General features: G+C 57.4%; 26 protein-coding genes and 1 pseudogene. 20 read left to right on the plus strand and 7 right to left on the minus strand.

Features of this window, described 5'->3' with window-relative positions; translation table 11 throughout:
* Nucleotides 1–36: 36 nt before the first annotated feature.
* From PH558_RS21550 to PH558_RS21565, 4 genes are all read left to right on the plus strand, one after another.
* Nucleotides 37–678 carry an amino acid ABC transporter permease gene (locus PH558_RS21550; protein WP_285206356.1) on the plus strand — a complete coding sequence of 214 codons (642 nt, stop codon included), beginning with the start codon at nt 37–39 and terminating at the stop codon, nt 676–678.
* Complete coding sequence (locus PH558_RS21555; protein WP_285206357.1) at nt 675–1,343, plus strand: amino acid ABC transporter permease; 669 nt, start codon at nt 675–677, stop codon at nt 1,341–1,343. The genes PH558_RS21550 and PH558_RS21555 overlap by 4 nt, the downstream gene beginning before the upstream one ends.
* The gene (locus PH558_RS21560) at nt 1,340–2,131 is read left to right on the plus strand and encodes an amino acid ABC transporter ATP-binding protein (RefSeq protein ID WP_285206358.1); all 792 of its coding nucleotides are present in this window, start codon (nt 1,340–1,342) and stop codon (nt 2,129–2,131) included. The genes PH558_RS21555 and PH558_RS21560 overlap by 4 nt, the downstream gene beginning before the upstream one ends.
* A gap of 210 nt (nt 2,132–2,341) precedes the next feature.
* A protein-coding gene (locus tag PH558_RS21565; protein ID WP_285206359.1) for an IS630 family transposase occupies nt 2,342–3,287 on the plus strand; the annotation gives its coding sequence in 2 pieces (ribosomal slippage) (nt 2,342–2,680 and nt 2,682–3,287; 945 coding nt in all).
* A 19-nt stretch (nt 3,288–3,306) separates the two neighbouring features.
* On the opposite strand, the gene PH558_RS21570 is transcribed toward PH558_RS21565, so the two are convergent.
* Entirely contained in the window at nt 3,307–3,579 is a 273-nt protein-coding gene (locus PH558_RS21570) for an usg protein (protein WP_095438831.1), read from the minus strand.
* 278 nt (nt 3,580–3,857) lie between these two features.
* Between PH558_RS21570 and groES the strand changes: the two genes are divergently transcribed.
* The 6 genes and pseudogenes from groES (at nt 3,858) to PH558_RS21600 (ending at nt 10,159) form a co-directional block, all read left to right on the plus strand.
* Entirely contained in the window at nt 3,858–4,172 is a 315-nt protein-coding gene (gene groES / locus PH558_RS21575) for a co-chaperone GroES (RefSeq protein ID WP_095438832.1), read from the plus strand.
* Nucleotides 4,173–4,226: 54 nt separating this feature from the next.
* Nucleotides 4,227–5,755: pseudogene (groL, locus tag PH558_RS21580) on the plus strand (chaperonin GroEL).
* A 54-nt stretch (nt 5,756–5,809) separates the two neighbouring features.
* Complete coding sequence (locus tag PH558_RS21585) at nt 5,810–6,049, plus strand: hypothetical protein (RefSeq protein ID WP_113406917.1); 240 nt, start codon at nt 5,810–5,812, stop codon at nt 6,047–6,049.
* 292 nt (nt 6,050–6,341) lie between these two features.
* Nucleotides 6,342–6,755: a hypothetical protein gene (locus PH558_RS21590; RefSeq protein ID WP_095438836.1), complete on the plus strand. Its 414-nt coding sequence runs from the start codon at nt 6,342–6,344 to the stop codon at nt 6,753–6,755.
* A gap of 85 nt (nt 6,756–6,840) precedes the next feature.
* Complete coding sequence (locus tag PH558_RS21595; protein ID WP_113406916.1) at nt 6,841–7,935, plus strand: glycosyltransferase family 4 protein; 1,095 nt, start codon at nt 6,841–6,843, stop codon at nt 7,933–7,935.
* 13 nt (nt 7,936–7,948) lie between these two features.
* Nucleotides 7,949–10,159 (plus strand): amylo-alpha-1,6-glucosidase, encoded by a 2,211-nt coding sequence (locus PH558_RS21600; RefSeq protein ID WP_285206361.1) that lies wholly within the window; start codon nt 7,949–7,951, stop codon nt 10,157–10,159.
* Between the two features lie 104 nt (nt 10,160–10,263).
* On the opposite strand, the gene PH558_RS21605 is transcribed toward PH558_RS21600, so the two are convergent.
* The gene (locus PH558_RS21605) at nt 10,264–10,401 is read right to left on the minus strand and encodes a hypothetical protein (RefSeq protein WP_285206362.1); all 138 of its coding nucleotides are present in this window, start codon (nt 10,399–10,401) and stop codon (nt 10,264–10,266) included.
* Between the two features lie 216 nt (nt 10,402–10,617).
* Here PH558_RS21605 and PH558_RS21610 point away from each other — a divergent pair, with 216 nt between their 5' ends.
* The gene (locus PH558_RS21610) at nt 10,618–11,094 is read left to right on the plus strand and encodes an Hsp20 family protein (protein ID WP_113406914.1); all 477 of its coding nucleotides are present in this window, start codon (nt 10,618–10,620) and stop codon (nt 11,092–11,094) included.
* 94 nt (nt 11,095–11,188) lie between these two features.
* Nucleotides 11,189–11,698: an Hsp20/alpha crystallin family protein gene (locus PH558_RS21615; RefSeq protein WP_095438840.1), complete on the plus strand. Its 510-nt coding sequence runs from the start codon at nt 11,189–11,191 to the stop codon at nt 11,696–11,698.
* A 209-nt stretch (nt 11,699–11,907) separates the two neighbouring features.
* Here PH558_RS21615 and PH558_RS21620 read toward each other — a convergent pair whose 3' ends face one another.
* The 4 genes from PH558_RS21620 to PH558_RS21635 all read right to left on the minus strand — a co-directional run bounded on the left by PH558_RS21620 (nt 11,908) and on the right by PH558_RS21635 (nt 14,940).
* Nucleotides 11,908–12,426, minus strand: a complete 519-nt coding sequence (locus PH558_RS21620) for a sigma-70 family RNA polymerase sigma factor (protein WP_158225488.1) — start codon at nt 12,424–12,426, stop codon at nt 11,908–11,910.
* Nucleotides 12,427–12,570: 144 nt separating this feature from the next.
* Complete coding sequence (locus PH558_RS21625) at nt 12,571–12,744, minus strand: hypothetical protein (RefSeq protein WP_158225489.1); 174 nt, start codon at nt 12,742–12,744, stop codon at nt 12,571–12,573.
* Between the two features lie 65 nt (nt 12,745–12,809).
* A complete protein-coding gene (locus PH558_RS21630; RefSeq protein ID WP_162751376.1) occupies nt 12,810–13,010 on the minus strand; it encodes a hypothetical protein in 201 nt (66 codons plus the stop codon).
* A gap of 1,024 nt (nt 13,011–14,034) precedes the next feature.
* Nucleotides 14,035–14,940, minus strand: coding sequence for a hypothetical protein (locus tag PH558_RS21635; RefSeq protein WP_285206363.1), 906 nt, complete (start codon nt 14,938–14,940; stop codon nt 14,035–14,037).
* A gap of 257 nt (nt 14,941–15,197) precedes the next feature.
* On the opposite strand from PH558_RS21635, the gene PH558_RS21640 reads away from it, so the two are divergent.
* On the plus strand, nt 15,198–16,280 hold the full coding sequence (locus PH558_RS21640) for a DNA topoisomerase IB (protein WP_285206364.1): 1,083 nt from the start codon (nt 15,198–15,200) through the stop codon (nt 16,278–16,280).
* Nucleotides 16,281–16,338: 58 nt separating this feature from the next.
* Nucleotides 16,339–17,202, plus strand: coding sequence for an alpha/beta fold hydrolase (locus tag PH558_RS21645; RefSeq protein WP_095438846.1), 864 nt, complete (start codon nt 16,339–16,341; stop codon nt 17,200–17,202).
* Between the two features lie 35 nt (nt 17,203–17,237).
* Here the strand turns inward: PH558_RS21645 and PH558_RS21650 are convergent, their stop codons facing one another.
* Complete coding sequence (locus tag PH558_RS21650) at nt 17,238–17,453, minus strand: hypothetical protein (RefSeq protein ID WP_095439017.1); 216 nt, start codon at nt 17,451–17,453, stop codon at nt 17,238–17,240.
* A 233-nt stretch (nt 17,454–17,686) separates the two neighbouring features.
* Between PH558_RS21650 and PH558_RS21655 the strand changes: the two genes are divergently transcribed.
* The 6 genes from PH558_RS21655 to PH558_RS21680 all read left to right on the plus strand — a co-directional run bounded on the left by PH558_RS21655 (nt 17,687) and on the right by PH558_RS21680 (nt 21,262).
* Nucleotides 17,687–18,985, plus strand: a complete 1,299-nt coding sequence (locus PH558_RS21655) for an NRAMP family divalent metal transporter (protein ID WP_244575463.1) — start codon at nt 17,687–17,689, stop codon at nt 18,983–18,985.
* 86 nt (nt 18,986–19,071) lie between these two features.
* Nucleotides 19,072–19,254, plus strand: a complete 183-nt coding sequence (locus PH558_RS21660; protein ID WP_095438847.1) for a hypothetical protein — start codon at nt 19,072–19,074, stop codon at nt 19,252–19,254.
* Nucleotides 19,255–19,319: 65 nt separating this feature from the next.
* Complete coding sequence (locus tag PH558_RS21665; RefSeq protein ID WP_095438848.1) at nt 19,320–19,820, plus strand: YciE/YciF ferroxidase family protein; 501 nt, start codon at nt 19,320–19,322, stop codon at nt 19,818–19,820.
* Between the two features lie 63 nt (nt 19,821–19,883).
* Nucleotides 19,884–20,138, plus strand: coding sequence for a DUF6894 family protein (locus PH558_RS21670; protein ID WP_095438849.1), 255 nt, complete (start codon nt 19,884–19,886; stop codon nt 20,136–20,138).
* Nucleotides 20,139–20,316: 178 nt separating this feature from the next.
* Complete coding sequence (locus PH558_RS21675; RefSeq protein WP_095438850.1) at nt 20,317–20,628, plus strand: hypothetical protein; 312 nt, start codon at nt 20,317–20,319, stop codon at nt 20,626–20,628.
* Between the two features lie 25 nt (nt 20,629–20,653).
* Nucleotides 20,654–21,262 carry a general stress protein gene (locus PH558_RS21680; RefSeq protein ID WP_113406908.1) on the plus strand — a complete coding sequence of 203 codons (609 nt, stop codon included), beginning with the start codon at nt 20,654–20,656 and terminating at the stop codon, nt 21,260–21,262.
* Nucleotides 21,263–21,385 lie beyond the last annotated feature (123 nt).

Below are 21,385 nucleotides of genomic sequence, written 5' to 3' on the forward strand. Positions count from 1 at the left end.
CAGCTTCCTGGTCACCACGCGGGCGAACACTCAACAATGTCCATCGAGCTCTTTGGATTGCTTGTACAGGCATCCATCTACACGGTGACGATCAGCTTTGTGTCGATCTTTATCGGTTTTGCAATTGCGATCCTGATTTCGGGAATGTTGCTGACGGGGCGTAGCCTTTTCGTGCGACCTGCCCAGTTTTTCATCAGCTTTTTTCGCGGCGTGCCGCTGCTGGTGCAGTTGCTGCTGATCTACAATCTGCTTCCGGCCATTGGCCTGAACGTGCCGAGCATCGTTGCCGCCATCATCGGCCTGTCGCTCTGTACGGCTGCCTACCAGGCAGAGAACCTGCGTGGCGGCTTTGCCAGCGTGCCGCTGGGCCTTGTGGAGTCGGCGGAGATGGTTGGCCTGACACCGCGCCAGATTTTCCGCCGCATCAAGGTTCCGATCGCCCTGCGCCTGACCTTCCCGGCTCTCGTCAATGAGGCGATCCTCATTTTGAAGGCATCGTCACTGGTCTCCGTTGTCGGTATCGTCGAACTGACCCGCATGGCCCAGGATCTTGCCGGCAGCACCTTTCTGCCACTGCAGATCTTCGCCTCAGCCGGCCTTATCTATCTCGTGATCAACTGGGTGGTGGCGCTTGGCGGCGGCCTGATCGAAAGCAGATTGCCGGGGGTAGCGCGATGACCTTCGACATCAACGTTCTGATTGGGCAGTGGCCCGCCATCCTCAGCGGCGCCGGCGTCACGATCATGATCTGGATCCTCGGCACCATTGCTGCGGCCGTCATAGGCTTCCTGATGGCGGTCGCCCGGCAGTATGGCGGCATGGTTGTCGACAAGATACTGGGTGCCGTCGTGGCCGTATTGCGCGGCACGCCGTTTCTCATCCAGATCTTCCTCGTCTATTATGGCGGCCCTTTCGTTGGCCTCGAGCTCGATCCCGTGCCTGCCGGATTGATCGGCATTTCGATCTATGGTGCGGCCTATTTCAGCGAAATCTTCCGTTCCGGATTTCGGGCCGTGCCGAAAGGCCATATCGAAGCTGGCGAATGCGTCGGCTTGACGCGCGGGCAGATCATAAGGCGCATTCTCCTGCCGGAAATGACGATGCTGGTGCTGCCGCCCTGCGTGAATATGACCGTCATCCTGATGAAGGAGACGGCGGTTCTCTCCATCATCACCGTGCCGGAATTGACGGCAACGCTCAGCGCGATCGGATCGCAGCAATATGCCTTCGTCGAGGCGCTTTCTGCGCTGGCGCTCTTTTACTGGGTGCTCGTCGAAGTCACCGGCTGGCTTGGCAACCTTGCCGAAACGAAACTTTCCAGATTCAGGTTTTTCAACGCATGAGCGTCCCCGCTATAGAAGTCAGGAATCTCGTCAAGACGTTCGGAGAGACGACGGTCCTTCATGGCATCGATCTCGCCATCGAGCCGGGGCAGGTCTCCTGTCTCATCGGCCCATCCGGCTCCGGCAAGAGCACGCTTTTGCGATGCATGGCTTTTCTCGAAGAGGCGACGCGCGGGACGATCTCCATCAACGGCGAGGTTCTCGGCTTTGCCGAGGATTCTCAAGGGCGCCGTGAACGTATCTCGGCAGCGACAAATCGTTCGATCCGCGCCCAGATCGGCATGGTATTCCAGCAGTTCAATCTCTGGCCGCATATGACGGCGCTCGGCAATGTCAGCGAGGCCTTGAAGACGGTTCACAAGATGAGCCGCAAACAGGCCGAGGATGCAGCCATGGTGCAGCTCGTCAAGGTCGGGCTCGAAGCCAGAGCAGGCCATTATCCCTCGCAGCTTTCCGGCGGACAACAGCAACGCGTGGCTATCGCCCGCGCCCTGGCATTGAAGCCGAAGATCATGCTGTTCGATGAGCCCACCTCATCGCTCGATCCGGAACTGACCGGCGAAGTCCTGAACGTCATGCGCGACCTGGCGGCCGAGGGCATGACCATGGTGGTCGTTTCGCACGAAATCGGTTTCGCCGCGACCGTCGGCCAGCAGATCATCTTTCTCGATCACGGCAAGGTGCTGTTCAGCGGAGCGCCTCAGGAGGTCTTCAAGAAGCCGCGAAATCGTCGCCTTGAGCAATTCCTCGATACCTATCTCGATCGTGGTGCGTCGATGTTGCTCTGACATCACGTCAAACACGTCCACTGCAGCCAACGCGAGGCAATTGCGCGAGTGGACGTGTTTAATTTCCCCTCCATCTTGACCTCGATCACCGAAGACCTGGGAAGGAAAATTTCGGTTTAGAGTCGGTCAGCTTTAAGCTGAATCGCAACGGGATTCCCTTTTTGCTTCGGTTGTGATTCAACATCATTGCTGGTGGGGAGGCCAGCAACGATGGCGCGACCTCTTTCCGTGGATTTACGCAAGCGCATTGCCGACGCACTTGCCGAGGGCATGACAGTGCGGGCGGCCGCCTTGCGCTTTGGGGTATCGGCGGCGACGGCAGTTCGGATCGGTCAGCTTGACCGATCCGGGCGTGGTTTGGCGCCGGCCAAGATGGGTGGGCATGTCAAACCCATGCTGTGTGGCGCGGCGGCCGATGAGGTTCACCGCCGCCTTGCGGCCAAAGCCGATTGGACGGTGCGGGCGCTTGCCGTCGATCTGAAGGTGGCAGGCATCCATGTCTCTCATGACACGGTTTGGCGTTTCTTGCGCCGTGAAGGCAAGACATTTAAAAAAAACGCTGATCGCCAGCGAGCAGGACAGGCCGAAGGTGGCGCGGTTCCGGAGCCGCTGGAAGACCCATCAACATCGACTTGATCCGGACCGCCTAGTGTTCGTTGACGAAACCTGGGTCAAAACCAACATGACGCGCACCCGCGGCTGGTGTCAGCGTGGGCAGCCGCTGATCGCCGCAATACCGCATGGCCATTGGAAGACGCTGACCTTCCTCGCCGGGCTGCGCCACGACCGCATCGTCGCGCCTTTCGTGCTCGATGGCCCGATCAACGGCACCGCTTTCACCGCCTGGGTCGAGCAATGCCTGGCACCAACCCTCAATCGCGGCGATATCGTCATCCTCGACAATCTCGGCAGCCACAAGGGCAAGCCGGCGCGCAACGCCATCCGCAATGCCGGCGCCCACCTGTTCTTCTTGCCGCCCTACAGCCCTGATCTCAATCCGATCGAGATGATGTTCGCCAAACTCAAGACTCTGCTGCGCAAGGCCGACGAGCGTAGCGTCGAAGCGACATGGTGGCGCGTCGGTGAAGTCCTCAAAGCATTCAGCCCGCGCGAATGCGCCGCATATCTCAAGCATGCAGGATATGTTTCAACATAAACCTGACAGACTCTAGGTCTTAGTGGAGCTTGAACTCGCCTTCGACGCGACGCCATTCGTTTGGACCGATCAGGCGCTGATGGCTGTAGCGGACGGAATGTAGTGGCCCGTCGAGATTGGTTTGCCAGAAATCGAGGAACCTGTGCATTTCGGGAAAATCGGGCGCTAGATCGTAATCCTGCCAGACGTAGGTCTGCAGGACGGATTCGAAATCGGGAATGTGATAGAGGATATGCGCGGTGGTCAGCCCATAGCCGTTTAGTTGACCTTCCAGTTCCGACGAAAATCGCATGCTTCATCTCCGTTTCGTGACAGTCGGATGGTGGCGCACATTTTTGCGGCCATCAATGGATTTTCAACGCAGAATGCCATTTTCTTGTTCCTTTCCAGCGTGTTAGCAGCCACCTAAAATGAGTGCTAATTTTTTTGTCCATCCCTCTTGAAATCGAAAAATCCCAAAACCAGATCATTTCGCGCAAAAAGCTCGAACGAGGTTTTGCACCCGCCCGGACTGGTCATCCGGTCCGGTGAGGGGATCAACGTCATCTTTTTTGCTCAACGGAGGAAAACATGTCGTTCCGACCGCTTCATGATCGCATTCTTGTCCGCCGCGTCGATTCCGAGGAAAAGACCAAGGGCGGCATCATCATTCCCGACACCGCCAAGGAAAAGCCGCAGGAAGGCGAGGTTATCGCCGTCGGCCCGGGCGCGCGCAACGACGCCGGCCAGATCCAGGCCCTCGACGTCAAGGCTGGCGATCGCATCTTGTTCGGAAAATGGTCCGGCACAGAGATCAAGATCAACGGCGAAGACCTGCTCATCATGAAGGAAAGCGATGTCATGGGCATTATCGAAGCCCAGGCCGAGCAGAAACAGGCTGCCTGAGCCTCCACGCCATGAACCATCAGTCTGATAGCTGCCTATTGAGGAGTTAAAGAAATGGCTGCGAAAGAAGTCAAGTTTCACGCCGATGCCCGTGAACGCATGCTGCGAGGGGTCGATGTGCTCGCCAATGCGGTGAAGGTCACTCTCGGCCCGAAAGGGCGCAATGTCGTCATCGACAAGTCCTTCGGCGCTCCGCGCATCACCAAGGACGGTGTTACCGTCGCCAAGGAAATCGAACTGGAGGACAAGTTCGAAAACATGGGCGCCCAAATGCTGCGCGAAGTCGCCTCCAAGACCAACGATCTTGCCGGCGATGGCACCACGACAGCGACGGTTCTCGCTCAAGCGATTGTCAAGGAAGGCGCCAAGGCGGTCGCGTCCGGCATGAACCCGATGGATCTGAAGCGCGGCATAGACCTCGGCGTCGACGCTGTCGTGGCGGAACTGAAGACCAACGCCCGCAAGATTTCCAATAATGCCGAGATCGCCCAAGTCGGCACCATTTCGGCTAACGGCGATGCCGAGATCGGCCGTTATCTTGCTGAAGCCATGCAGAAGGTCGGCAATGAAGGCGTCATCACGGTTGAAGAAGCCAAGACCGCCGAAACCGAACTCGAAGTCGTCGAGGGCATGCAGTTCGACCGTGGCTACCTCAGCCCCTATTTCGTGACGAACGCGGACAAGATGCGGGTCGAATTCGAGGATCCCTATATCCTCATTCACGAGAAGAAGCTCTCTAACCTGCAATCCATGCTCCCGGTTCTCGAAGCCGTCGTTCAGACCGGCAAGCCGCTCCTCATCATCGCTGAAGACGTCGAAGGCGAAGCACTTGCGACCCTCGTCGTCAACAAGCTGCGCGGCGGTCTGAAGATCGCTGCCGTCAAGGCTCCGGGCTTCGGTGACCGCCGCAAGGCCATGCTGGAAGACATTGCCATCCTGACGGGCGGCACTGTCATCTCCGAAGACCTCGGCATCAAGCTCGAGTCTGTCACCCTCGACATGCTTGGCCGGGCGAAGAAGGTGGCGATCGAGAAGGAGAATACGACCATCATCGATGGCGTCGGCCCGAAATCGGACATCGAAGGCCGTGTTGCCCAGATCAAGGCTCAGATCGAAGAAACCACCTCCGACTACGACCGCGAAAAGCTGCAGGAACGTCTTGCCAAGCTCGCTTCGAGGAAGGCATCCTGCCGGGCGGCGGCGTTGCTCTGCTGAGAGCTGTCAAGGCGCTTGACAGTCTCAAGACGGAAAACGACGACCAGCGCGTCGGCGTCGATATTGTTCGCCGGGCAATCGAGGCTCCCGTTCGCCAAATAGCAGAGAATGCCGGCGCGGAAGGTTCGATCATCGTCGGCAAGCTGCGCGAGAAGACCGACTTCTCCTATGGCTGGAATGCCCAGACGAATGAATATGGCGATCTCTATGCTCAAGGCGTCATCGATCCGGCCAAGGTCGTGCGCACCGCACTTCAGGATGCAGCTTCGGTCGCGGGCTTGCTGGTGACGACGGAGGCCATGATTGCCGAAAAGCCGAAGAAGGAGGCACCTCCCGCATTGCCCGCTGGAGCAGGAATGGACTTCTAAGGGGCAAGCCCGCTCCACCCTCTAGTGGAGCGGGCTCCGCAATGGAGATCACGAATGGTTCAGACGATCATCAAGAGATCAGATGCGCCGCTCGATTCGCGCGACTTGGAGCTTTGCCAGCGCGTGTTCGATGAGATCCGCGCAGCAGCGGATATCCCGCGCAAATCGGAAGAAGGCGAGCGCATCGCCGCTATCCTCATGGAGTTATATCGTCAGGGTGTCAGGAATCCGGAGCAGTTGAAAATATTGGTTCAGGGTGCACGCGGCACTTTTCCGGAGGTGGCCGAAGGATGAACAGCCATCGTCCTCTTTCACGGGAAGATTTGCGGATGTGCGTGGACGTCGTCAAAGCGATCGCTCGCGATAGGGGAGTCTCACGAGACCCCACGGCCGTTGCTCGGATCATGGCGACGGTCGCGCGATATTATCGCAGAGGCATGCACGAGCCGTCAGCCTTGCGTGCCGCAGCCCTCTCCGAAATCGAAAGCAATTCTCTTGCTGGAGGGGCGCTCATGGAGGCAGGACACCGAGCTGAAGCTCCCTGACGTGGCAAGAGCTCAGCGACCAGACATCGATGGAGCCAGATATGAGAAAGGAAACCGACAATATCACAGTAACCGACCAATCCACCGCTGCAATCACCTCGGCGCATTTGTTGCATCCTGCCCGACATTTTGCTCATCCACACGACGTTTTGGCGGCAGAGCACATCGCTAGGGATCACAAGCGCGCCATTCTGGCGTCCTGGGCCTCGGACATATTTGCAATTGACTCGATGCCGGGCTTTCGGCGCGTTCCAGGCGCAGACCATATCGTCTCCTATGACGACATCATCGCGGCCTTGAAGTCCTTGGATGATAGCCAAGACATGATCTCGCTGCGCTCTACGGCAGCCGATAAACTCCATCGTCATGGCTCACGGCTGCGCCATTTTGCCAACCGTTTTGTTTCCAATAGCCTGCGAAAGGGAGGGCGCCGCCGCCAGCTATCAGAAGTCTAGACTTTCACCCCGTAAACGCGTGCCTGTTTAGGACGCTACCCGATTTTTGCCGTCCATTCTTTGCTCTTATGAGGAGGTTTTGCCGATGAAGATCGCCCAGATTGCGCCGCTTGCCGAAAGCGTTCCACCGAAGCTTTATGGGGGAACCGAGCGCATCGTTTCCTATCTTACCGAAGAACTTGTCGCTCAAGGTCACGACGTCACGCTGTTTGCCAGCGGGGACTCCATGACCGACGCTACCTTGGTGGCGTGCTCGGACCTCGCGCTCAGGCTTAATCCGTCCGTCAAGGACCATCTTCCGCATCAGGTCGTCCTGCTGGAGGAAGTCCGCCGGCGGGCGCATGAGTTCGATGTCATACATTTCCATATCGATCTCCTGCATTTCCCGCTGATCCGGGATTTTGCGGATCGTACGATCACGACGCTACACGGACGCCTCGACCTGCCGGATCTCAAGCCTTTCTACAAGGCTTTTCCAGATATCCCGCTCGTATCGATCTCCAATGACCAGCGTCGCCCGATGCCGCCGGTCAACTGGTCCGGGACGGTGTATCACGGTCTTCCGACCAATCTTCTTTCCTTCACGGCAAAGCCCAAAGGCAACTATCTTGCCTTCCTGGGACGAATCTCCCCCGAGAAACGTCCGGATCGCGCGATCCGCATCGCAGCCAAGGTTGGTATGCCGCTGAAGATCGCCGCCAAGATCGACAATGCGGACAAGGCCTATTGGGACACGGTGATCGCGCCGATGGTCAAGAGCCATCCGAACGTCGAGTTCATCGGTGAAATCAACGAGCACCAGAAGGCCGATTTCCTTGGTAACGCGGGCGCGTTGCTTTTCCCGATCGACTGGCCCGAACCGTTCGGGCTGGTGATGATCGAGGCAATGGCATGCGGCACCCCGGTGGTCGCGTTCGGATGCGGTTCGGTTCCGGAAGTGATTGATAACGGTATTTCGGGCGTCGTCGTCGATAGCGTTACAGAGGCGGCCGAGAATATCGAATGGGCGCTGCGAATGGATCGCCACAAGGTGCGCGCGACCTTCGAACGGCGTTTCAGCGCGGAACGGATGGCGCAAGACTATCTCGCTATCTATCGTAACCTGCCCGGCGTTCGCACGAAGGCGGCGTCACTGCGCCGCGCCAACGGCCAAGATCTGGATCTCCAGGTCGTGGCGTAGGAGACATAGAAGCATGTCGACCGCTTCTGTGGACAGCACGCCATCCGTCGTGTCGGCAGAGCCGGCCGCCCCGGGGGCGCAGTTCTTCATCCCGGCAACCGCATCCCTGCAGGAGCGGCGACCGCGTACCCTGAAGCACGGCGATACCTTCGCCGTCTTCGACCACAATGGCGATGCGCTTTCCGGGCCGGGTAGCCCGGAAGGCTTATTCCATCGTGATACGCGTTATCTCTCGCATTTCCATCTGACGATCAACGGCAAGCGGCCGATGCTGTTGTCGTCGACGCTGCGTGACGACAACGCGATGCTCACCTGCGATCTCACCAATCCCGATCTCTTCGACGAAAAAGGTAAGCTCACCCTCGGTCACGATCTCATTCATCTTCGCAGATCCCGATTCTTGTGGAATGGCGGTTGCTATGAGCGGCTGGCCATCCGGAATTATGACGATCGGCGGCAGCATGTTCGTATCGAAATCGTATTTGCGGCCGATTTCGCCGACCTGTTCGAGGTCCGCGGGACTGTGAGAGCACGCAAAGGTCGCCATCTTACCCCCGTTGTGGAGCAGGATTCGATCCTGCTTTCCTATATCGGGCTTGATGAACGAAAGCGGTCGACCCGCGTTTGGTTTGATCCAAGGCCGAAGCAAATTCGCAGCGATCATGTTGTTTATGACCTCCAACTTGAGCCGCATGAGACACGATCGCTCTTCGTCGAGATAGGCTGCGATCAAGTCCCTGACCACAGGCCGAGCCACCGTTCCTTTTTCCTTGCGCTCAGGGATGCACGCCGAGCACTGCGTTCGTCTTCCTCGCGCGCGGCATCGATCGTTACGTCCAACGAGATCTTCAATGAGGTGGTCCGCCGCAGCGTCTCCGATCTCTACATGCTGATGACCGACAAGCCGGAAGGACCTTATCCCTATGCGGGCATTCCCTGGTTCAGCACCGTCTTCGGCCGCGACGCCCTGATCACCGCGCTGGAAACGCTCTGGCTCGATCCGCAAATTGCCCGTGGGGTGCTCGGCCATCTGGCAGCCAACCAGGCGACGGAGATCGACCCCATCGCGGACGCGGAACCGGGCAAGATTTTGCACGAGGTTCGCTATGGAGAGATGGCCGAACTCGGCGAGGTGCCTTTCCGCCGCTATTATGGCAGTATCGACTCTACGCTCCTCTTCGTGCTGCTGGCTGGCGAATATCTCAAACGCACGGCTGATTTTGCCACGATCCAGTCGTTGCTCCCTGCTATCGAGGCGGCCCTTGCCTGGATCGACGAACACGGCGATCGAGACGGCGACGGTTTCGTCGAATATGGACGACGGACAGAAGAAGGCCTGATCAATCAGGCCTGGAAAGACAGCCACGATTCCATCTTCCACCTTGACGGCACGCTTGCGAGGGGACCGATCGCCATCGCCGAGGTTCAGGCCTATCTCTACGGCGCCTGGCAGGCGGCCGCCGAGATCTTTCGCCGGCTCGGCAAAGCGGAACGGGCCGCGAAATTCCTCGCGAGGAGTGAGGGCTTGCGCCGCGCTTTCGACACGAGCTTTTTCGATGAGGAACTCGGCACCTATGTACTTGCGTTGGACGGAGATAAACGCCCCTGCCGGGTTCGATCCTCCAATGCCGGACATGCCCTCTTCACCGGCATCGCCTATCCCGAAAGGGCACGCGTCGCTGCCCGGACGCTGATGGGTGCTTCGTCCTTCTGCGGCTGGGGTATCCGCACCATTGCCTCGACCGAGGCGCGTTACAATCCCATGAGCTATCACAACGGCTCGATCTGGCCGCACGACAATGCCCTGATTGCCGCCGGCCTTGCCCGCTACGGCCATCGCGCTGAAGCTGCGCGGATTTTCGAAGGCCTGTTTGCGGCATCGACCTATATCGACCTGCGCCGGCTTCCAGAGCTCTTCTGCGGGCTGCCGCGCCAGCAGGCGCAAGGGCCGACCTTCTATCCGGTCGCGTGCTCCCCACAGGCATGGGCGGCCGCCGCGCCGCTCTTCCTGCTGCAATCGTGCCTGGGGCTTGACTTTGACCCGAACGCGCAGCACTTCAGCTTCAACGAGCCACAGCTGCCTTCTTTCCTCGATGAGGTGCTCCTGCGACGTCTGCGGATCGGCGACGGTTCGGCTGACATCGCCATCCGCCGATCCGGCCGCCAATTCGTGGTCGACGTCGTCGATCGTCGAGGCGATGTTCGGGTGATCACGACGACTTGATGAATGGCGACCCTTCGGCCCGCCGGCTCCGTCGGGCTGATCTTCCTCGCCCGCGTCAGCAAATCATCACCTCCTATCTGCCGGCAGATGTCCACCTTCGCCTATCAACGCTTCATCATTGCCGGCTCACGCAAATTGCCTGGGCGAGCGCAGACCACGTCGCGTCGGCCGCGATCGCCTCTGCCCAGCACTTCACCGACAGGTCCAAGGACGACGACAGCGCCGTCAAAAGTCATGGTCACGGCCAATTGCTCCTCCATTTTCCTCAACAGGAGCTTGGCGGGAACAATAAGAGATCAAATTTTTAAGCCGGATGATTCACCTGTTCTTGAAACCGGCAAACCACGGAATTATATGAATATTGTTCGATTGCCCAATGGGAATCGACGAAGTCCAGGAGGCGCCATGTGCTCTTGGCGCCTCCTTGTATCCATGTTGCTTATAAGGAGGATATGGCTATGAGGACAAACCTCGATTTTTCTCCCCTGTTCCGGTCGAGCATCGGTTTCGACCGAATGTTGAATGCGCTCGAAGCTGCGAGCCGTGTCGATACGATCGACAACTGGCCGCCCTATGACATCGTCAAAACCGGTGAGGACGATTACCGCATTGCCATGGCGGTGGCGGGTTTCTCCGAGGACGAATTGACGATCACACAGGAGCAGAACCTTCTCGTCGTTTCAGGTCAGAAGGCAAACGGCGAAGACGTCCACTATCTGCATCGCGGCATCGCAAACCGCGCATTCCAGCGCCGGTTCGAGCTCGCCGATCATGTCAAGGTCGTGGGCGCCGGTCTCGTGAACGGTCTGCTGACCGTCGACCTCAAGCGCGAAATCCCCGAAGAGATGAAGCCGCGCCGAATCGAGATTTCGACGGATATGGCTCTGCCGAAAGCGGAGACGAAGCAGATCGGGACTGAAAAGCACGCGGCTTAGGCCTTCTACCAGTTCGACACGCGCAAAGGCGCCGGGCGAGGCTCGGCGCCAGCGAGCAAATTTTGCCAACAGACCAAGAGAAAGGAGAAATACGATGAGTGTTCGTGATCTCATTCCCTGGAGCCGCAACAACGGCAACCAGGTTCCAAGTCTCCTGCGCGATGACGATCGTGATCCTTTCCTGTCGCTGCATCGCGAGGTGAACCGCCTCTTCGACGATGTCTTCCGCGGCTTCGGCTCGGGCCTGCCGTCTTTCGGCAAGAGCTCCGCATTCAACGCCGGCTGGCCAAGCGTTGAGATTTCCGATACCGACAAGGAGATCAAGGTGACGGCAGAGGTGCCCGGCCTCGAGGAGAAGGACATCGAGGTCCTGCTCAATGACGGCGTCCTGACGCTGAAGGGCGAAAAGCGTTCCGAGAACGAGGACAAGGATCGCCAGTTCTCCGAGCGTTATTACGGCCACTTCGAGCGTCGCATCCCGCTCGGCGTCGAGGTCAAGGAAGACCAGGTCGATGCCCGCTTCAAGAATGGCGTGCTGACCGTGACCTTGCCGAAAAGCGAGAAGGCGCAGTCGCAAGTCAAGCGCATCGCCATCAAGAACTGATCGACCCAACCCAACTGGTGGCCGACGCTCAGACGGCCGCCAGTATCCTTCGCCGGTAGGGGGGATGAACGATGGAGACCGCCAAAGACACACACTAGGAAATCAAAACACCGGCTTCCGGTTCCTGGTTGCCCATACGTCAGCAAGGCGCCTGTCAAAGTCTTCAGAGGTGAACCCAAGCTCCATTCATGCGCAGGTCACAAAGGATCTTAGTGGATCGAGGCGGCACCACGTATCGAATTCTCTCCGAGGATTTTAACCAATGTCGCGCGTGCGCGTGATACGCGGCTTTTAATCGTTCCGATCTCACACCCCGAAAGTCTCGCCGCATCGTCATATGACAAACCATCGACAATCATAAGAAGTGCGTCTCGTTGATATGGGGGAAGGCGAGCTAAGGCAGAGCGGACGTCAGCCGTATAAATGCAGAGCTGCTGGCGGCCTACTACTGGAATTTCGAAAAGTCCATCATCATTCGAACGAAGCTGGACTCGTTTTTGGCGCTTGTATTCAGTCATATAAGTGTTTCGCATAATGGTGAATGCCCAGCTCCTGAGCCTGGTTCCCGGAGTGAAGCTGTCGAGATGGGCAAGCATTTTGCCGACGGTCTCCTGCGTGAGGTCGTCGACATCGGTCTCGCTAAAAACGAACCGTCGGGCAAAGTTGCGCAAAGCTGGCAGCAGGGCGACTACTTCGTCCTGCAATGTAGAACATGCGGTTATGAGCATTTGATTTATCCTCCTGGATAAATCTGGAATGCTTACTCGTCCAGCTTGTTCCCCTTTCATATTCTTCCGTACGCAAGCAGACAGAACTATGTTCGAATAGTTACAGATAGCTTGCCCTTCCCGATCACAACTCAGCATTTCTTCCTATCTAGGTTTGATATCAGTGCAGTGTTTCACAAAAGACATCACACCACTTTCTATAGTTGCAGCTAGAAAGACGATAGGAATCGCCGCAGCATCGATTTTTTCTTGGTGGTCAATCAGCATCATTTTGCTGACTTGAAAATATGGCAAAGCTGCTTTGCGAACTGTCTTCACGAGATATATTCGACTGTGGCTTTGGTCTTGTTTCGATCGCAATAGCCGGCCTCATAATTGTCGCTTCATCGACGAATGATCCGAAACTGAAATGAGACGATCGGTAATGTAGGCGGTAATCCGCTTAGCGGATATGCCTCGAAGCAGACCCAACGGCTGTCGCAACGAGCGGTCTTGCCGCTATCATCATCAAGCTGAGAGGTAGCCGTCGAAGGACGCGTCCGGTCATAAAGGCCGCCAGTGATGCTGCGGATAACTTCAGCCATGGATAGGCTCCAAGTTGGTCATGCGCAGAGGCATCAACCCATCGGATTCCACTCCAGGCGACATTCCTTGCTCGATATCTAATCGTCAGTAGTCGAATTTGCACGATTGCAATTTCAGTTCGTAGCTCCAGCAATCGCAGCTGGAGCTTCTCGCGAGGGCCGATCTCTGCCTGGTGATGGGTTTCCAGTTTAACTGCATCCTCGAGGCTGTCATTCTGGTTCATCTGGTACTCTCCTTGTGGCAAATCAGACTCTGCTACCGCAACAGTCCTTGCCCAATGTCGACGAATACCGCAGTGCCGGTGATAGGGGCGAGCAGATCGCTAATCAGCTTGGCGACAGTAATGGCACTTGCTTCTTCCAGCCAAACCCATTCACCTGAGGCACTTCAGTTATTGTGCGTCATCCTCAATCCGCCGGTGTCTCGGTGACGAGTTATTGATGATCGAATTGGCTAGCGTGTCATGCCACACGCAAACCCTATCACCGCGGCCGCAACTATTGTCGTAATCGGGCGCTCGCGAATCCTATGCTTGAATTCGCTCAGCAGGCCGGCGCCATCTGGCAAAGATACGGAAGCGTCATGCGCAGTTGGCGCCGGATCAGTTCGGCTCGCTTGGCGCGCTGCTCGGTAAAGCGCACGAACCTCGGTTCTGGCGGCACCTTTGTCGCTGACCCCGTCGCTTGTCGAGGCCTGCCTGTCTGAAGTGATAGGAAGTCTGTCTTCAAATGCATCAACATGATGCCGCGCCCTGCCTCTTTCGGGGGCTTCTGAGGAGGCATGCTTCGGTAAGACTGCTGTATGGGTCGCAGAAACGGGATCGGACGCCGGGAATGTATCCTCAAGGCCCCTTTCGAGTTCGTTTTTCGTTGCTTGGTTCTGCTGCTCCTCGCGTTCGTTCGAGAGGGATTGAACTGCAGGAGAATCGTTCCGTTTGGGCATCGTTGGCTCCATTCTTGGCAATCGCTTGTCTGTACCATAATGAACCTTGTTCACTAGGTACGTGTGAACTTACAGTTTACTTCAGAGACCCGGCCGGCGTGGCGCAACGACCAAGTCTTCTTCTTCGTCACGCTGCCGGCCGCCGAGGGCCGAAGCTGCGGACGCAATGAAAGCACCGACCAGGAGCGAAAGAGAACCGACCAGCGCGGTCGTCGCGCCCGCCTTCCTGGCCTTGTCAGCCGATTCTTTCGCAGCTGACGTCGCGTCATCGATCTGTTTGAGTACTGCATCGACGCGGTTGCGTGCATCGGCCTCAGAAAGGCCAGCACGTGCGGAGATAATTGCTGCCATATAGGACTTATCGCTATCGGGAATTTCTCCGCTGGCTGCCCCTCGCAGGAGGATGCGTGAGATTTCTGCCGCTGCTGCGCGATCATCGGATTGGGCACGATCTGAAACCTTTGCGGGCCGAAGCAGGGCGTCGGTAAAGTAAGCTGTCGCATCCGTCTTCGTCGCTGATGCGGCGGAGGCACTAACATCCGCTGCGGTCTGCGCGACCCTACCCGCGGCATCGACTGACGCGCCCGCCAGTGATGTTAGCGAAGACGCTAGAAATCCAGCCACGAACACTGTTGCCAGCGCCCAACTTAGAAATCCATGCGCCGTGTCACGGAAAAAGACCTCATCGGAGTGGACCTCCACCCATTTCGTACGCAGTCTGCCCGTGAGATAGCCGCCGATCGCGGACGATAGCCATTGAACCACCACGAGCCAGATGGCTGCAGTGATACCGACGGTGGTCGCCGAGCTGTTTTGGCCGGACCACGGTGACACCATCGTCAACCCGACCCCGGAGCCGAGGAGAAGAAGGATAAGAGCAATGCCGGTCGCGGCGAGCGCGCCGCCGATGATCGGCCCCCAGACAATGGCCGGCTTGGACGACTCGACCGGGACGGTCCCCGCGGGTACTTCTTCGACAGAGGACATCTGCGCCTCCTATCGCGTGAAGAGAACGAGAAGAATGACGATTGGCAGCGGGATGCCGAGAAGCCAGAGCAGAATACCTCGACCCATGTTGAATATCCTCCAGACGTGAAACTCACGCCTATTGCAACGGCGATCGACATTGTTTGTTCCAGATGATCGCTCACCCGTGTGGCGGATTTTCTCCGGGATCGATGCAGTTTCCCGTCACGACGTGAGGCGCTCTGGGAACCGCGACGCCGGATGGGAGTTATCGGCCCATGAACCAGATAGTCGCCAAAGTCGAAGCCGCTGCTGCGGCTGCCGAAGCAAAGCTTCATTCCGGACTGATCTACGTTGGCAATCTCGAAGACGGCATCCGCCGAAAGCCCGGAAGGAACGGATTTGTTTATTACCTTCCAAACGGAATAAGGATTAGGGATCGAGATGAGATCGCTCGCCTGAATGCCTTGGCTATTCCGCCCGCCTATACGGATGTCGTGATCTCAACCAATCCGCTGTCTCATCTTCAAGCCATCGGTTTCGACGCCCGGGGCCGCAAACAGTATCGCTATCATCCGGAATGGCAGTCCGAGCGTGCCCGCGCGAAGTTCGATCGTCTCGCCGATTTTGCCAACACCCTTCCCGAGATTCGCCAGCGCGTCGACGTCGATCTGCGCTCGCGCGGCTTGACGATGGAAAAGGCTTTGGCCACGGTGATCTGGATACTCGATAACCTCTATATTCGCGTCGGCAATACCGCCTATGCCCAAGAGAACCAATCCTATGGAGTGACGACGCTGAAGAGCCGTCATGTCCAGGTGGAGGGCGGAACGGTCAAATTCCGCTTCAAGGGGAAATCAGGGAAAGAGTGGAATCTGGCTCATAACGACCGGCGTATCGCCAATGTCGTGCGACGTTTGCAGGAACTGCCAGGTCAGCAACTTTTTCAGTATGTCTGCGATGACGGTGGTTGTCGTCAGATTTCGTCGCAAGATGTCAATACGTATATCAGAGAAACTATGGGAAGTGATTTCACCTCGCGCCAATTCAGGACGTGGGGAGCGACCTGTTTGGCAGTCTCGGCGCTGGCCCCTCTCAAGGTCGAATCGTCGGAAAGCGCGATCACGCGGCAGCTTAATCAGGTGGTCGATGCTGTCGCAGCAATGCTCGTCAATACGCGCGCCGTTTGTAAGACATCCTATATTCATCCCGCGGTCTTCGAGGATTTCAGGAATGAGCGCCTCGGTGATGTGCTTAAGATTCAAACACGCAGTGAGCGGCTTTTAAATTGGATGGACATGGAGGAGATCCGCGTATTGCGGTGGCTTCAAAGACGCGCGACGAGGGATGTCAACCTTTAAAAGGAGTCCGCATCCTCTTGGACGACGTGATCGGCGGACTGAGCATGGGAGGCGAGAATTGTTTGACGGCATGGTAGTCGAGACCATGAATGTCGGCCCGGGTAGTCTGCGGGTTCGGTATGGAGGCAATGGGCCGCCCCTGCTTCTACTCCACGGGCATCCGCGAACGCACATGACTTGGGGCCAGGTGGCGGACTTGCTGTCTCCGCATTTCACCATCGTCTGTCCCGACCTCCGCGGGTTCGGGAAATCCTTTCAACCACCTGACACAGACGATAGCCGGCACTCGGCAAAGCGGGCAAAGGCGCTCGATTGCGTCAGCTTGATGCAACTATTGGGCCATCGCAGCTTTGCCGTCGCGGGCCATGATCGTGGAAGCTACGTCGCTTTCAGGCTCGCCATGGATTATCCCGAGATCATCACGAAACTCGTCGTGATCGACAGTATTCCCATTATCGAACATCTCGAACGGATGGATTGGCGGTTCGCGCGCGATTGGTATCACTGGTTCTTCTTTGCCCAACCAGACAAACCGGAACAGGCGATCAATGCCGATCCAAGAGGCTGGTACAAGGCGATCACACCTGAATTCATGGGGGAGGAAGCCTATCAGGATCTCATGGCGGCGATCCATGATCCAGCGGTCGTCCATGGAATGATCGAAGATTATAGGGCTGGCTTGACAGTCGATCGCGAAGACGAATGGCAGGATCGCAAAGCTGGGAAGAAAATTGCATGTCCGCTGCTTTGCTTATGGTCAACACGTGACGATCTCGAGTATTTCTTCGGCGATCCGAGAAAAATCTGGCAATCGTGGGCAACCAACGTCTCGGGTCATGGCATCGAGAGCGGACACCATGTAGCGGAAGAGAACCCCCTCGATCTTGCACGCGCGCTGCTTCACTTCCTCAAGGCGTCCTGACGTAGGGTTTTCTGCCCGGCCCTTATCTCCCTTATCTATTGTTGCGGCATTTCTTTCGTTAACTCGTCAAAAGACGGCTTGCGCCCTTTTGCGGCCATCAGCAGATCGAGCTCGATTGAGGATGGACCGAAGCGGATGAAGAGATCTTCGGCGCTGCGGTCGTCGAGATTATACTTTTTCTGGAAATCGGTGAGCGTATATGCTGCGCCTCTTAACGGTCGACGTCGCTCGAAACGCCGTTGCTTCTCCATATGCGCGGTCTCCTTAATTGCATCGTAGATCAAATCGATCTGGATGCAGAAGGTTCCCACGCGGACAAGATATTGCGAAGAGCAAGCTGGAATTGATCGTGTCGTCCATTGCAAGCTTTTGAAATTGGATTGCTTTAGCGCGGGCTGCGTGTCCGGGAACAAATGACCAACAAGCACGGTTTGTTCGCACCGCGACCGACAAGATGTGCGGTCCGGTTCTGCAGGAGGCAGTCATGAGCGGCTATCAGATGGACGACAAAAGCTCAGTCGTCGAACCTTCAAAACCACGTCTGTTGGAAATTCTGGGACCAGGTCTGGTCACTGGCGCCTCGGACGACGACCCTAGCGGGATCGCGACTTACTCGCAGGCCGGTGCGCAGTTCGGCTACGTCGCGAGTTGGACGCTGGTGTTCACCTATCCGTTGATGGTGGCGGTGCAGATGATCAGTGCCCGCATCGGCCGAACCACGGGCCGAGGTTTGGCGGGCAGCATGGCGAAATGTTATCCGCGCTGGGTGGGCGTCAGTGTCACCGTTCCGCTCCTGATTGCCAATGTCATCAATCTCGGCGCCGATCTCGGCGCAATGGGGGATGCGGCACATTTGCTGTTGAATGGCAATTCGCTCATTTACGTCGCGGCTTTCGGCGTGATCTGTATCCTTCTGCAGGTCCTTCTGAAGTACAAGCGCTACGTCGCCGTCCTGAAATGGTTGAGCCTGGCGCTCTTGTCATACATTGCGACCCTCTTTGTGGTGCATGTCGACTGGTTGGCCTTCAGCCGCGGTCTCCTGTTCCCCACCATCAAGGCGGATGCGAATTACTGGTCAATGATCGTCGCGATCTTCGGAACCACCATCAGCCCCTATCTCTTCTTCTGGCAAGCATCTCAAGAAGCCGAAGACCTCAAGGAGAAGCCGCATGAAGAACCTCTCGTCGAGCATCCGCGGGAGGCGGAGAAGGCAAATACACGGATTACACTGGATACGTTCATTGGCATGGCCGCTTCCAATATCGTCGCGCTCGCGATCATCACGGCGACCGCCGCGACCCTTAACACAGCGGGCTCAACGAATATCGAAAGCTCTGTCGACGCGGCGAAAGCGATCGAACCGCTGGCTGGACCTTTTGCCAAGATCATCTTTGCAACAGGCATTATTGGAACCGGTCTTTTGGCCGTGCCCGTTCTTGCAGGTTCAGCTGCGTATGCGGTCGGCGAGGCGGCTCGTTGGAAGGTCGGCCTATCTCGCGAGCCGAGCGAGGCCAAGGCTTTCTATACGACCGTCGGTCTGGCGACTATCGTTGGCATGCTTTTGAACTTCACCCCCATCCCACCGATGAAGGCCTTGTTCTGGAGTGCTGTGATCAACGGCGTCGTCGCTGTTCCCGTTATGGTGATCCTCATGCTGATCGCCTCCGATCGCGATGTCATGAAACAGTTCGTCATCGGCAGGGGCCTGCGTGCTGTCGGCTGGGCTGCGTGTCTAGCGATGTTCGCTGCCGTTATAGGAATGGCGGTAACCGCGTTTTTTTGATCGCTGCCGGGAACCAACATGTCCCAAGCCTGTTTGAAGCTGCGAGACCAATGAAGGTCTCGCAATCAAACAAGAGGAGAAACATCATGGCTTCCCAAGGTGGGTCCCACGATCAGCACGTCAAAGCCGGCCAGCAGAGCCACAAGAACACCGACAAGGATACCAATACGAAGCAGGCTTCGTCTCGTAACGAGCAGTCGGGCGGCACCCGTGGCGGTAGCCACGAACAGCATGTGAAGGCCGGCCAGCAAAGCCACAAGAATTCCTGATTGAGCTCGCGACGGAGGTCCGCATGGCGGACTTCCTTTTAATCCTTATTCGATGGAGGACATCCATGGCATCCGAAAAGACACTCAACGACCTCTTTCTGGAAACGTTGAAAGACATCTATTACGCGGAAAAGCAGATCCTCAAAGCCTTGCCGAAGATGGCGCGCGCAGCACAGGCGCAGGAAGGCAAAGATGGCTTTCTCCACCATCGCGATGAGACCCAAGGTCACGTCGAACGCCTGGAACAGGTATTCGAGCTCCTTGGAAAGCCCGCTCGCGGCAAGACCTGCGAAGCGATTCAGGGTATCATCGCAGAGGCTGACGAAATCATCGAAGAGTTCAAGGGAACCCCGGCACTCGATGCAGGTCTGATCTCTTCGGCGCAGGCCGTCGAGCATTACGAGATCGCACGCTATGGCACTCTGATCGAATGGGCCAAGCAACTCGGCCTGAAGGACGCGGTACCTCTTCTCCAGCAGACGCTCGTGGAGGAAAAGGCGACGGATCAGAAGTTGACGAAGCTGGCGGAAACAGCGGCCAATGCAAAAGCCAAAAAGGCGGCATAGGACTGCAGCCGGCACTTCTTCTTCGGTGCGTTGCCCCCGGCAGCGCACCGCCAGAGGTCGAACATGACAAACTTTTATTTCGCAACGAAAGATCGCGAGACAGTGCTTGATGATGACGAGGGGCAAGATCTCCCGGATCTCATATCAGCCGTTGATGAGGGGAAGCGAATACTGGCGGAGATGGCCTTGGACGGTATCCCGAACAAGAACGGCGAATGTCTTGCTGTCGAAATCGCCAGGAGCGACAGGATTCCGGTGGTGCGGCTCACTCTGACGATGGAGATCACGTACCTGGCTCTCAAGAATGATGGAACCTGACTGTATCCCGGCGACCCGCCCCGTCGCCAGTCGTTGCAATCAGATTATTGCAGCTCCCTGGCGTGCATGGCGAGGAAGCATTGCTGCCGCTCTTCGCCTGAAATCCATCTTCTCCTGAATTTGTGGGAACAATCGGCCCTTCGCTTGGTTCGCATCGGCAGCAACGAAAGGTTTGAACATGAACCAGCTTATCAGCATCACGTTTGTCGCGATGGCTTTTGCGACGGGATCGTTTGCGCAAAGCGAGAAGCCAACCACATCGCAGACAACGCCCGCCGTCAACACTGAGCGCAACCCTGGAGCTCCGATCGCCGGCAAGAACAGCTTCAGTCAGAAGCAGGCGAAATCCCGCTTCGAGAACGCCGGATACAAGAATATTCGCGATCTGAAGCTCGACAGCCAGGGCGTCTGGCGTGCAAGCGCCGATAAGGATGGCAGGCCAGTCGGCGTCTCCCTGGATTTCCAGGGCAACGTGACAATGGCGAAATAATCGACAACAAAGCGAGGAGCATCCAATGCAAACGGTTACTGGACTTTACGACAGCTATGATAATGCCCGCACGGCTGTAAAGGCCCTTGAGGATGCCGGTGTCGCGTCTGACGAGATCAGCATCATCACCAACAAGGCCGATGGCGTCGATGCAGAAGGGCAAGGTAGTCATGGCGCGGAAGGTGCCGGTACCGGTGCGGGCATCGGTGCCGTTGCAGGTGGAGCCGGGGGCCTGCTCGCCGGCCTCGGCATGATCGCCATCCCCGGAGTGGGGCCGGTCGTTGCAGCCGGCTGGCTTGCTGCGACGGCCGCGGGTGCAGTAGCGGGCGCTGTGGCCGGGGGAGCGGTAGGGGGGATTATTGGCGCGATGATCAAGGAAGGAATTCCCGAAGAGGATGCGCATTTCTATGCAGAGGGTATTCGTCGCGGCGGATCGCTGGTCGCTGCTCATGTCGAAGACAGCCGCGTACCGGAGGCTCAATCGATCCTTGCCGCGTCTGGGTCGGTCGACATTGCACAACGGCGCGCGAGCTATGTGGAGCAAGGATGGACCCGCTTCGACGAAGCCGCACCTCCTTACACGTCGGAACAGATCCTGGCCGAGCGCGAGCGCAATCGCGCGCACCGCATCTAGAGCAATTCCAGGAAAAGTGTATAGCGGTTTTTCGTCTGGAATTACGTGAAAACAAAGAGATAGAGCGGTTCAAAGATTCCGCGAAAAGCTGAACCGCTCTAGGAAGCTGACCAACAGAATGGA

This window comes from Rhizobium pantanalense (assembly GCF_030182525.1).
In the GTDB taxonomy this organism is placed as follows: Bacteria; Pseudomonadota; Alphaproteobacteria; order Rhizobiales; family Rhizobiaceae; genus Rhizobium.